General features: G+C 67.0%; 12 protein-coding genes. 6 read left to right on the top strand and 6 right to left on the bottom strand.

All coding sequences use genetic code 11. The features are described from left to right. Nucleotides 1-17: 17 nt before the first annotated feature. On the bottom strand, nt 18-1,031 hold the full coding sequence (locus FAB82_RS24020; protein WP_136537101.1) for an ABC transporter permease subunit: 1,014 nt from the start codon (nt 1,029-1,031) through the stop codon (nt 18-20). Further along, a complete protein-coding gene (locus FAB82_RS24025) occupies nt 1,028-2,083 on the bottom strand; it encodes an ABC transporter ATP-binding protein (RefSeq protein ID WP_136537102.1) in 1,056 nt (351 codons plus the stop codon). The genes FAB82_RS24020 and FAB82_RS24025 overlap by 4 nt, the downstream gene beginning before the upstream one ends. 167 nt (nt 2,084-2,250) lie before the next feature. On the opposite strand from FAB82_RS24025, the gene FAB82_RS24030 reads away from it, so the two are divergent. Both FAB82_RS24030 and FAB82_RS24035 read left to right on the top strand, forming a co-directional pair. Further along, nucleotides 2,251-3,042 (top strand): ABC transporter ATP-binding protein, encoded by a 792-nt coding sequence (locus FAB82_RS24030; RefSeq protein WP_136537103.1) that lies wholly within the window; start codon nt 2,251-2,253, stop codon nt 3,040-3,042. Nucleotides 3,043-3,129: 87 nt separating this feature from the next. After that, entirely contained in the window at nt 3,130-4,506 is a 1,377-nt protein-coding gene (locus FAB82_RS24035; RefSeq protein ID WP_136537104.1) for an alpha/beta hydrolase, read from the top strand. A 57-nt stretch (nt 4,507-4,563) separates the two neighbouring features. On the opposite strand, the gene lipB is transcribed toward FAB82_RS24035, so the two are convergent. Continuing rightward, entirely contained in the window at nt 4,564-5,220 is a 657-nt protein-coding gene (gene lipB, locus FAB82_RS24040; protein ID WP_136537105.1) for a lipoyl(octanoyl) transferase LipB, read from the bottom strand. 232 nt (nt 5,221-5,452) lie between these two features. On the opposite strand from lipB, the gene FAB82_RS24045 reads away from it, so the two are divergent. From FAB82_RS24045 to FAB82_RS24060, 4 genes are all read left to right on the top strand, one after another. Then, nucleotides 5,453-6,442 (top strand): TAXI family TRAP transporter solute-binding subunit, encoded by a 990-nt coding sequence (locus FAB82_RS24045; protein ID WP_136537106.1) that lies wholly within the window; start codon nt 5,453-5,455, stop codon nt 6,440-6,442. 134 nt (nt 6,443-6,576) lie between these two features. Further along, the gene (locus tag FAB82_RS24050; protein ID WP_136537107.1) at nt 6,577-8,865 is read left to right on the top strand and encodes a TRAP transporter permease; all 2,289 of its coding nucleotides are present in this window, start codon (nt 6,577-6,579) and stop codon (nt 8,863-8,865) included. A gap of 136 nt (nt 8,866-9,001) precedes the next feature. Further along, the gene (locus FAB82_RS24055; protein WP_136537108.1) at nt 9,002-9,970 is read left to right on the top strand and encodes an ATP-binding protein; all 969 of its coding nucleotides are present in this window, start codon (nt 9,002-9,004) and stop codon (nt 9,968-9,970) included. A 213-nt stretch (nt 9,971-10,183) separates the two neighbouring features. After that, complete coding sequence (locus tag FAB82_RS24060; protein WP_136537109.1) at nt 10,184-10,594, top strand: SCO5389 family protein; 411 nt, start codon at nt 10,184-10,186, stop codon at nt 10,592-10,594. 71 nt (nt 10,595-10,665) lie between these two features. On the opposite strand, the gene FAB82_RS24065 is transcribed toward FAB82_RS24060, so the two are convergent. The 3 genes from FAB82_RS24065 to FAB82_RS24075 are packed head-to-tail and all read right to left on the bottom strand — an operon-like array spanning nt 10,666 to nt 12,076. Continuing rightward, complete coding sequence (locus FAB82_RS24065) at nt 10,666-10,902, bottom strand: hypothetical protein (protein WP_136537110.1); 237 nt, start codon at nt 10,900-10,902, stop codon at nt 10,666-10,668. A gap of 57 nt (nt 10,903-10,959) precedes the next feature. Continuing rightward, nucleotides 10,960-11,664, bottom strand: a complete 705-nt coding sequence (locus FAB82_RS24070) for a TetR/AcrR family transcriptional regulator (protein WP_136537111.1) — start codon at nt 11,662-11,664, stop codon at nt 10,960-10,962. Between the two features lie 10 nt (nt 11,665-11,674). Continuing rightward, nucleotides 11,675-12,076 carry a hypothetical protein gene (locus FAB82_RS24075; protein ID WP_136537112.1) on the bottom strand — a complete coding sequence of 134 codons (402 nt, stop codon included), beginning with the start codon at nt 12,074-12,076 and terminating at the stop codon, nt 11,675-11,677. Between the last annotated feature and the right edge of the window lie 52 nt (nt 12,077-12,128).

Genomic DNA, 12,128 nt, shown 5'->3' on the forward strand with positions numbered 1-12,128 from the left:
CCTTACTACTTGCTGTCCTACGTCACGTCGCGCTTGGCGAACGCCCAGGTGGCCAGCACCGCGAATCCGGCGATGACGAGCCCGATCAGGATCCCGGCGTCGGTCGAGGTGATCACCATCGTCTCCTCGCGGCCCGCGGCCGTCCATTGGAAGAGTTCCTTGCGGCCCAGCAGCCAGGCCTCGACCCAGGTGTAGAGCGACAGCCGCTCGGGGAACTCGATCCGGAGCGCGATGCTCGCGAAGCGCACCAGCAGGTCGCCGATGATGAGGTAGCCGGCGATGATGCCGCCCGCGATCGCGGTGTGGCGGCCCAGCATCGCCAGGGACGCCCCGAGCACGCTCATGCCCAGGCCGAGCGCCACGGTCCGGGAGATGATCTCCAGGGAGTCCTCCCACCAGACGGCGTTGAGGTTCCCCACCTCGCCGCGGACGGAGGCGGTCAGATACAGGAGCCCGAACGCCACGATCGCGGTGGCCACCAGGCTGGCGGCGGTGATGGTGAGCGCGGCGCCGAGCTTGGCGCCCCAGACCCGCAGCCGGTTCGGGTGCCACACCAGCAGGTTGGCCATGCCGCCGCTGGTCCACTCGGCACCGATCGCGGAGGCGGACAGGAGCATGGCGAGCAGTCCGACGACCAGGACGGCGCCCATGATGATGTACACGCCCTCGCGGTCGAGGTGGAAGGTGTACGTGTAGATGAAGTCCTCGGCGACCCACTCGGAGCCGGTCGTGAAGAACTCAGCGCACATCTCCTCGTGCGAGTAGTCCTCGTAGTACTCGTCTTCGAGGGCCCACGACCAGTCGGGGCTGTCCTCGAAGAAGTTCTCGTCGGAGGCGCACTCCTCGTACTCGCCGTTCATCTCGTCGGCGATTTCCTGTGCGTCGGCCAGCTGCGCCTCGGTGGGACCGGTGCTGGAGTTGAACCACATGATGACGGTCAGGGCCAGGAGGCCGACCCCGGCCATGATCGCGAAGATCAGGGTCAGGACACGGCGCCGGGTGCGGTGGATTTCGGATTGGTAGAGGTTCACTGCTGTCCGCCTTCGGCGCTGTCGGCGCCGACCGGGGCGGCCACCGGGATCTGGATCCCGGCGGCGTCCGGGTCGGTCGCGGTCTGGATCGGCTGTCCGACCTGGACGGCCTGGCCGTTCTGGGGTGCGGTGCCGGTCAGTTCCAGGAACACCGATTCGAGGTTCTTGGTCTCGGTGATGAGTTCGGAGAGGTAGATCCCGCTGTCGGCGAGGGTCTTGGTGATCCAGGCGGCCTCGGGGGCGCCGGTGACGACCAGGCGGTTCGGCTCGGCGGTCACCGAGACCTGCTCCTCGGCCTTGGTCAGGACGTCCTTCGCCTCGGTGAGCTGGGCCGGGTCGGCGAACTTGACCGACAGCAGCGAGCCGGAGTGGCCGGCGATGATGTCGTCCACCGCGCCGTCCACGATCCGTCGTCCATTGGAGACGATGGTCATGGAGTCGCACAGCTGCTGGACTTCGGACAGCAGGTGGGACGAAACCACGACGGTCACGCCCTGTTCGTGGGCGAGCCACTGGAGCAACGCCCGCATGTGGTGGATGCCGGCCGGGTCGAGGCCGTTGGCCGGCTCGTCCAGGATGAGCAGTTCGGGCTGCTTGAGCAGGGCCTGAGCCACGGCCAGGCGCTGGCGCATGCCCAGCGAGTAGCCCTTGATCTTGCGATTGGCCTGGTCGCGCAGGCCGACCTGCTCCAGTACCTCGTCGGCGCGGGTCTTGGCCAGGCCCGCGCTCTCGGCGAGCAGTTGCAGCGTCAAGCGGCCGGAGAAGTGCTTGAAGAACTGCGGGGACTCCACCACCGCGCCGACCCGCGAGATGACGTGCGGTAGGCGGGCGGGCGCCTCTTCCCCGAAGATCTTCATCGAGCCGCCGTCGGCGCTGATGAGGCCGAGCAGCGCCCGGAGCGTGGTCGTCTTGCCGGAACCGTTGGGGCCCAGGAAGCCGTGGACCTGGCCGGCCGCGACCTCCAGGTCGAGTCCGTCCAGGGCTTGATGGGGCTTGCGCGAACGTTTGCGATACGTCTTGCGCAGCCCCGAGATCTCAATGACGGGGGGCATTGGCTCATTCCAGTTAGGAGGTGATGGGAACTCTGGATTCGTGCGATTTCAGGTTATACGTCGCCGGCGGGCCGGAAGGTTGCAGTAAATACGCAGTATAGTGTCGCGCCACCAGCCGGGCGGGTTGCGGACGTGACGCTTTGAGTCGCCCGTGGTTTCATTGACCCGTGGCACAGTCAGAACGCGTCCTCGACCTGTCCGGCGTCACCGTCAGGCGCGGCGGCAACCAACTCCTTGACGGCATCGACTGGCAAGTCGAATCCGACCAGCGCTGGGTCGTCCTCGGCCCCAACGGAGCCGGCAAGACGACGCTGCTCAACCTAGCCGCGGCCCGCAATCACCCCACCTCGGGTACCGTGCAGGTCCTGGGCGAACGTCTCGGCGCGGTCGACGTGTTCGAACTGCGGCCCCTCATCGGCCTGTCCACCACCGCCGTCGCCGAGTCGATCCCGAACGGCGAGAAGGCATTCGACGTCGTCCGCACCGCCGCCTGGGGCATGATGGGCCGCTGGCGCGAGGAATACGACCCGCTCGACGACGAACGCGCCGCCTCCCTGCTGCGCTGGCTCGGCGTCTCGCAGCTCGCCGACCGCCCCTACGGCACCCTCTCGGAGGGCGAGCGCAAGCGCGTCCTCATCGCCCGCGCCCTCATGACCGACCCCGAGCTGCTGCTGCTCGACGAGCCCGCCGCCGGACTCGACCTCGGCGCCCGCGAAGCCCTCGTCGCCACCCTCTCCGGGCTCGCCCGCGACGCCGCCGCCCCCTCGATGGTCCTGGTCACCCACCACGTCGAAGAGATCCCGCCGGGCTTCACCCACGCCCTGGTCCTCTCCGCCGGCGCCGTGGTCGCCGCCGGACCCATCGAAGAGGCCCTGACCTCCGAAAGCCTGTCCAAGGCCTTCGGACTGCCGCTCACGCTTACCGCGAACGGCAACCGCTATACCGCGATCGCGACTTAACCTTTGTTCCACTCCTGACCTGGTGCCGCACCGATCTCACACCCACAGCGTGCAGCACCACTCGCTCGCCTCGGTTAGGCTGGCCCGGTGAGATTTCGGTGGTGGCGCGCCTCGGCCCTGGCCCTGACCGCGTGCCTTGCCCTCGTCTACCTCGCCGGCGTAACCCGCCTGGGCGAGGCCGAAGCCGGACAGGCCACGGCCGTCCCGGTCCTCGCCGGTGACGCGACCCAAGCGGTGTCCGCGCTCCGGGCGGACGCCCCCATCGCCGCAGCCGACCCCGCCACCGCCCTCGACGCCGCCATCGCCGACCCCGAGCTGGCTACCCAACTCGTCGCCGCCACACCCGACGCGGCCTCCGGCGAACTGCCCGCCGCGCTGGCCACCCTCCAGGCCGCCGAAGGCGATCTCGACCCCCTCGCGGTCAGCGAATTCTTCACCGACCTGGGCGAAGAGAACACCCAGTGGCTGTCGGTGCTCTACCCGTCGGTCATCGCCGAGCTGCCCGGCGCCCCCTTCGACGCCCGCGCCGACGCCAACGAGCTCATCCTCGAAGCCACCGCGATGGCCTCCACCGCCTACGACAGCCCCGAACGGCCCTGGACGACCGATGCCGAGCGTCCCGTCCGCGAAGACCTGGCGAAAATCCAGGGCTCGGGCCGCGAGTTCCTCTACCTCGACCCGTACAACAATGCCGGCAACGGCTCCTGGATCGAGGTCGTCGGCGACCTCGACACCGCCTCGGCGGTCACCGTCCTGGTCCCCGGAGGCTCGGCCGAACTCTCCAACGAGAACTTCGACCTCTACTACAACCGGGCCAAGTCGTTCGTGGACGCCGCCGACGGCGAGCTCGCCATCGTGGTGTGGGCCGGCGCCTCCTGGCCGGCGGGCTGGATCGAGGAATCGTGGGCGTCCTGGTCCCAGGTCGCCGCCCAATCCCTGGCCTCCTTCACCGTCGACCTGCGCAACCAGATCGGTGACGTGCCGCTGACGCTGGCCGGGCACTCTTACGGCGGGGCCGTCATCGGCTACGCCGAGACCTACGAGCTCGAGGCCGACCAGATCATTCACATCGCCTCCGCCGGCATGGGCAACGATGTCTACTCGCCTGAGGACTACACCGAGCCCTGCCGCACCAGGTACTCGATCACCGCGACCGGCGACCCCATCAGCTACGTCCAGGGCATGCCGTACGTCCCGCTGCTCGGTCACGGCGCCGACCCCGACGACTTCCCCGGCAATATCAACTTGACCACCGGCTATCTCACCGACGACCCTGAGGCGCTGGACGACGAGGGCGTCAGCCTCGCCGCGCAGGGCATCCTCGGCAAGGAGATCGAAGGCGTGCACTCGCACTCTGAGGTGTTCTTCCCCGGCGGCGACTCGTGGAACAACATCCTCGACGTCATGCTCTGGCAGGAACCGACCGTCGCCGACGAGCAGCCCGCCGCGATCGAAGGCTGCTGACCCCCACTCGCACGGCGAAGGGGCGGACCGACCGGCCCGCCCCTGCCGAAATCCCCGCTAGTCCTGCTCGAGCAGCAGCGGCAGGTGCTTCTCCACCACCGGCATCGCCTCGGCGACGGTGACCTCGCGGCCCAATTCCTGCGACAGGCTCGTGACGTCGGCGTCGGTGATCGCGCAAGGCGAGATCCGATCCCAGGCGGTCATGTCCGGATTGCAGTTCAGCGCGAATCCGTGCATTGTCGTCGCCCACCGCACCCGCACCCCGATCGCGCAGATCTTGCGCTCGGGACCCTTGTCGTCGGCGGGGAGCCACACGCCGGTCCGGTCCCGTAGCCGCCCGCGAGCCGAGGTCACGCCGAACTCGTGGCACACCGCCGTGATCATGTCCTCGACGCGGCGCACGTAGCCGACCACGTCGACCTTGTTGCGCATCTTCATGATCGGATAGCCCACCAGCTGTCCCGGGCCGTGCCAGGTGATCTGGCCGCCCCGGTCGACCGTGACCACCGGAGTGCCGTCCTGCGGCAGCGCCCACGCCTCGGTGCGCTTGCCCGCCGTGTACACGCTCGGATGCTCCAGCAGCACGACCGTGTCGCCGACCTCGTCATCGATGCGCCGCTGCTGCAACGCCTTCTGATAGTCCCAAGCCTGCTGGTACTCGACCAGTCCCGGCTTCTCGACCGTGATCCCCACGGTGTCGGATGACGCGCTCATGACCTCGACACTAATCCGCTCCGGGCCGGTGTACAACGGCTGCCGTGCAACTCACCTGTGTCCGATTCGAGTCGGACGAGCGACGAAGATAACGGTTCGGCGACTTTGCGGCCTCATCACAGCGTGTATGACGGTCAGTGTGGATCAAGCACCGTAAAGTGCTTTCCAACCCTTGTACCGATTGTGCCCGCTGCCCTGCGGGGCTTGCACGTTTGAATGAACGGAGAACGAGATGCTGAGAAAAGCCGCGCGCTTCATCGCACCACTCGCGATAGGAGCACTGCTGGTCACCGCAGGCTGCAATGCCGGGTCGGAGGATACCTCCGGGGACAACGGTGAAATCGGTGAGCTCTCTGCCATGACCATGGGCACCGGTTCGGTCGGCGGCACCTATTACCCGCTCGGCGGCGCCATCGCCCAAATGTGGAATAACAACATCGAAGGCCTGACGGTATCGACCATCGCCACGGGCGCCTCGGTCGAGAACCTGACGCAGATGGCCGCCGGCGACATCCAGCTCGCGATGTCGGTCAACGGCACCGCCACCCAGGCCGTCAACGGCCAAGGCGACTTCGAGGAGACCGGCGCCCTGGAGGGTGTCACCTTCCTCGGCAACATCTACCCCGAGGTCATGCAGATCGTCGCCACCGACGACTCCGGCATCGAGACCGTGGCCGACCTGGACGGCAAGCGCGTCGCCATCGGTCCCGACGGCTCGGCCACTCAGGGGCTGACCATGGCGATCCTCGAGGCCGCCGGCGTCGAGCCCGCCGAGACCTTCCCCGACGGCTTCGGCGACGCCGCCTCGAAGCTGCGCGACGGCCAGGTCGATGCGGCCTTCGGCATCCTCGCGGTGCCGGATTCCTCGATCTCCGAGGTCGCCCAGAACGCCGACGTGCACTTGGTGACCATCGACGACGAGATCCGCCAGACCCTGGCGGCCGACGACCCGACGCTCGGTGACATGGAGATCCCGGCCGGTTCCTACGAGGGCATCGAAGAGGGCGCCACCACCGTCACCTCCTGGGCGGCGCTGTACGCTCCGGCCGGTCTCGACGAGGACCAGGTCTACGACTTGGTGAAGTTCATGTACGAGAACACCGACGAGGTCGACAACGCGGTGGCCTCGCAGATCTCGATCGAAACCGCCATCGACGGTCTGGTCGACGTCGAGTACCACCCGGGTGCCCAGAAGTACTACGAGGAGCAGGGCCTCCTGTAAGCCGGATCCCGCCCCGTGGGATTCTGAATCCGCACAGCGGCGAGTCGGCCACGCGCCGGCTCGCCGCTCGTGCAGTCCCGTACCGCTGTCACCGATTACCCCCAAGGTAGACACTCGAAAGGCATAAGACGAAGATGAGCGACGAGACCGGCGGCAAGACAACAGCCGTCGCTTACGACGCCGAAGAGGCGGCCAAGGACATCAAGGAGATGACCGAGGCCGAACCCGTCACGGTCGTCGGCCCACTCCGCACCGAACTGCATCCCTTCTGGAAGTGGCTGGTCTGGTCCCTCGGCGTGGGGATGAGCTGCTTCCACCTGTGGACCGCTTGGCAGGGCACCCTGCCGACCATCGAGCAGGGAGCCATCCACCTCGCCTTCGGCTTGGCACTGATCTTCCTGGTCTACCGCCCGACTCGCAATGTCGAGAAGGAGAAGCGCCGCGGCCTGTACTGGACCGTCGGCGGCATCGCCGTCGCCGCGTACCTCTACTACGCGACCGGCATGGAGATGACCATCCTGCTGCCGAGCGTGGCGGTGCTGGTCCTGGTTCAGATCACCCGGTACCTGCCGTTCAATGTCGGTGGCATGCCGGTGGCCGACGTGCTCCTGGCCGCGGGCGGCGCGTGGGCGGCCCTGTGGGCCTTCCAGAACGCCGCCGACTTCTCGCGCTACATCATCCAGGGATTCCCCGCGAGCGGCTACGCCGCCGCCACGATCGGCACCCTGCTGGTACTGGTGGCCGCCACCCGCGCGGTGGGCCTGGCGATCACCATTGTGTGCACCGCCATGCTCGCGTACGCCCTGTTCGGGCGGGACATGCCCGGATTCCTGCTCCACTCGGGCAAGAACCCCGACCAGATCCTCGACTACTCCTTCCTGGGCTCCGAGGGCATCTTCGGCATCCCCTTGCAGGTGTCCTCGACGTTCGTGTTCCTCTACATGGTCTTCGCGGCGCTGCTCCAGCGCACCGGCATGGAGCGGTTCTTCACCAACCTCGCCCTCGGCATCGCGGGCGGGCGCGTCGGCGGTACCGCCAAGGTCGGCGTCATCACCTCGGTCTTCTCCGGAACCATCACCGGCTCCTCGGTCGCCAATACGGTCTCCAACGGTGCCTTCACCATTCCGATGATGAAGAAGGCCGGCTACAACAAGGAGTTCGCCGGGGCCGTCGAGGCGGCCTCGTCCACCGGCGGGCAGATCATGCCGCCGGTCATGGGCTCGGCTGCGTTCATCATGCTGGCGATGGTCGGCCAGGGCGTCACGTACGCGGACATCATGCTGGTGGCGATCGTGCCGGCGGTACTGTTCTTCGTCGCCCAGTACATCGTCGTCCACTTCGTCTCGCGGCGCGAGGGCATCCTGGGCCTGCCCAAGGACAAGCTGCCAAAGCTCATTCCGCTGCTGGTCAGCAAGGGCTACCTGATTCTGCCCCTGATCCTGATCTTCGTGATCCTCTCGCTCGGCTTCACCCCGATGCGGGCGGCCTTCCTCGCCATCCTCGCCACCGTCGGTCTCAACATTGTGGTCCAACTGCTGATCTTGGCCTTCAAGGGTGTCCAGGGCTGGAAGTCGTACGAGGAGAAGCTCACCCCGATGGGCCTGCTCAACGGCCTCGCCGACGCCGCGAAGATGGCGCTGCCGATCGTGGCCGCCACGGCTGCGGCCGGTCTGATCTCGGGGACGATCAACACCACCGCGCTGGGGCTGAAGATCGGCGACGGCCTGATCGACCTCGGCGCGACGCTCTCGCAGTACGTTCCGATCCCGGACTCCCAGTTGTACCTGGTCATGTTCTTCACCATGATCGCCTGCCTCATTCTCGGCATGGGCCTGCCGACCACCGCGAACTACGTGGTCATGGCCGTGGTCGCGGTCCCGGCGTTGCTGCCGCTGGTCGAGACCCGATACGCCGAGTGGGGTCTGGAGCCCTTCCAGCTCGCGCTGATCGTCCACATGTTCGTGTTCTACTTCGGCGTCATGGCCGACATCACTCCGCCGGTCTGCCTGGCATCCTTCGCGGCCGCGGGCATCTCGGGCGGCAGTCCGGTCAAGACGGGCGTCCAGTCGATGCGGATCGCGATCTCCGGCTTCATCGTGCCGTTCGCGTTCGTGATCGCGCCGGGGGTGATGTTGCTGGGCGACAGCTGGGTCACGACTACGACTGCGGTCATCAGCGCCGTGATCGGCGTCTGCTTCCTAGGCGTTGCGGTCGCAGGGTACATGAGCGTCCCACTCAAGTGGTGGGAGCGGATTCTGATGATCCTGGCCGCGCTCATGCTCCTCTACGGCGGAATCACGGTGAGCCTCATCGGCCTGGCCGTGGCCGTGGCCGCGTTCCTGATCCAATACCGGCGGCGCGACGGCGGCGACGCGGACGCGGCTCCGACGGACCGACCGGAGCCGGCGGTCACCGCCGAGTAGCACTTCCGCACTACTAAGGGCCCTATTGCAACACGGTTGCGATGGGGCCCTTGCTGTATGAGAGACGGTCACTTTCCGCTGCTGCTAACCTCAATTGAAATCAACAACCATTTTCAATTGGTGGGGGAACACCGCTATGAAACTCGCCTTCGTCGGCAAGGGCGGTTCGGGCAAGACCACGATGGCGTCGCTGTTCGCGCGCCGCGCGGCCTCGCTCGGTCACGACGTCATGGCCATCGACGCAGATATCAACCAGCACCTCGCCGCGGCTCTCGGGCGCGACGCCGAGGCCGCCGCGATGGGCCCGGTCCTCGGGGAGCGCCTGGCCGACATCAAAGACTTCCTGCGCGGGGACAACCCGCTCATTCGGTCGCCGGAGAAGATGCTCAAGACCACACCGCCGGGGCCGGGCTCGCGCCTGGTGACGGTCGGGGAGTCGAATCCGCTCCTGGACGGGCTGTTCACCGACGCGGACGGCATCCGCTTCGCCGCGACCGGCGGCTTCGTGGACGACGACCTCGGGGTGGCCTGCTACCACTCGAAGGTCGGCGCCGTGGAGCTGCTGCTCAACCACATGATCGACGGGACCGACGAGTTCGTCATCGTGGACATGGTGGCCGGCGCCGAGGCCTTCGCCTCGGGCATGTTCACCCGCTTCGACCACACCTTCCTGGTGTGCGAGCCGACCCTTCGCAGCGTCGGGGTCTACAAGCAGTACGTCGGCTACGCCGAGGACTACGACGTCAATATCGCCGTGATCGGCAACAAGATCGACGACGAGGACGATGTGGACTTCCTGCGCGAGCACGTCGGCGACGCGCTCGCCGGGTGGTGCTCGCGCTCGCGCTACGTCAAGGCGGCCGAGCGGGGCCGGGTCGGCCCGATCGAGGAGCTGGAGGAGTCCAACCTCGCGGTGCTCGACGCCGCACGTGAGCGGGCGGTCGCCGCCGGCAAGGACTGGGCCAAGTTCACGCGCCAGGCCCACGAGTTCCACCGCAAGGCGGCCGAGTCCTGGGGCAATGAGCGCGCCGGGGTCGACCTGGCCGAACAGATCGTCCCGGACTTCGTCCTGGGCGAGCACCTGCTCGAACCCCAAGCGGCATAAGCAGACTCGCGGTACGCGCCCGGCGGCGCGAGCCGCGAGTTCGAGGCATTGCTTCCGGCGGGTGCGCCCTTCGGAAGCGCTGGTGGAGTCCAGACGGCCCGCGGAACTGTCTAGACAGTTTGCACCAGAAACCTGTCTGCGTCGATTATCCGACAGCGGAGTGTCACCGATCCCGAGCACAATGAATTGATTCGAATCGAGAGGAGAATCCGCATGTCCCTTGACGTCTCAGAGGACCTGCTCGCCAAGGCCGAGGCCGGTCCGGTGAGTGATGCCGAGTTCGTCGGCTGCGTGAAAGACTCGCTTCCCTTCGCCTGGGAGCTCATCAGCAAGGTCGTCGGCGACCTGAAGAACGGGGTGGTCTCATCGACCGGCTCGACGCAGTTCGCCGACAACATCACGCCGCCGCCGGACGAGAAGGCGCGCGGTCAGCTGCTGCGCGTCCTGGCGTCGGACTCGATGAGGGGGGCCTTGGAGCGCCACTTCGGCGTGAAGCTGGCCTTCCAGAACTGCCACCGGGTCGCCGCCTTCCCGGCGGCGGAGGTCGACTCCGACACGTACCGGAAGTTCATCTCGCCCCGGGGACAGCTGCTCAACCAGTCGCCTGAACTGCGCGACTGCTGAGGTAGCACAGGCAATTCCCACCAAAGGGCCGGTGAGGCGGTTTTCCGTCTCACCGGCCTCTTGCATTCGGATCAGGGGTTGTCCCCGTAGATGATCCGGGCGACATCGGCATCATGTTCGGCGATCGCCGCGCGGTCATATCGGTACGGCTGGCCCTCCGTCGGGGCGTACCTGGCGAGAGCGGCGGCGTAGGCGGCCTTCTCGATCGCGAGTTTCGCGAGTTCGGAGACCGGAACGTTCGCGCGCTGCGAGGCATCGTCCAGCCACTGATGGGCCACATCTGAGATTCGTACGACAATGGTCTTCACGACATGAATCTCACCATCGTGTGGGCGGAAGCGAAGCCAAGGGCGACGCGTGTCGCCCTATTCGGGCTTCCGGGTGATCAGGAAGTCCCGCACCAGTTCCTCGCCCTGCCTCACCAAGGGCCGCAAGATCTTCAGACGCGACAGCGCCACCACCCGTGCGGCCAGGGGCGCGGTGCGGCGGGCGAGCTCCTTCGACTTCTCCTGACCCTCCGACCCGTCGTAGACCCAGTACAGGACCACCACCATCTGGTGCAGCCACAGCATTTCGGGCAGGATCTCGGCCATGTCCTTGGGAACGCGGGTCTTCGAACCCTCCAGGACCTCCCGGTACAGCGCGATATCGCGCTCGCGGCTCTCGGCGGAGTCCTCCGAGAACGGGCTGAGCGGACTCGACGGGTCGGCCGCATTCCTGAAGAACTGGCCCGCGAAGTCGTGGTACGGCCCGGCGATCTCCAGCCAGGCCAGCAGCGCGGCCTCGATGCGTTCGGCCAGGGTCTCCTTGCCCTCCAGCACCGTCGGTGCCAGTTCGGCGTGCTGCAGGGTGGCCTGTTCGTAGAAGCCCTGGATCAGGTGCTCCTTGGACTTGAAGTAGTAGTAGGCGTTGCCCACGGAGACACCGGCTTCGGCGGCGATGGCCCGCATGGTCGTGCCGTCGTACCCGCGCTCGGCGAACAGTTCGAGGGCGACATCGATGATGCGTTGACGGGTCCGCTCGCCCTTGGTGAGGCGAGAGGACCCGTCGTCCGAAGCAGCAGAGCTCACGCGGCCAAGCCTACTGGGCGGGACGCGGAGGCATCGGCGGCTCCAGGGTGCTGAGCGCCCGGGCGTCGACGTGGCCCCGCTTGCGGAAACCGTTGAGCACGAACACGTTCATGACATGCAGGATGCCGAGCACCAGCAGCACGGCGCCGACCTTCATGGCGACGGTCTCGAAGACGCCGCGGGCGTCGATGATCGGTTCGGCGGTGCGCAGCCACAGCGCCACGAAGCCGAAGTTGAGCAGGTAGAAGCCGACCTGGAGCAGCTTGTTCACCGCTTGGGCGAGCTGCTCGTCGCCGGCGAAGACGTCCTTGATGAAGTGGAAGCCGTTGGCTCCCAGCACGCGAGCGACCCAGATGGTCAGGGGGATCGCGATGACGAGGTAGGCGATGTAGCCGATGACTGCCATGTCCATGACAGTGCTCCGTTCTCTAAGGGGGATTCCTCAGTTGAACATGTTCAACTTT

This window comes from Glycomyces buryatensis, assembly GCF_004912275.1.
GTDB lineage: Bacteria > Actinomycetota > Actinomycetes > Mycobacteriales > Micromonosporaceae > Glycomyces > Glycomyces buryatensis.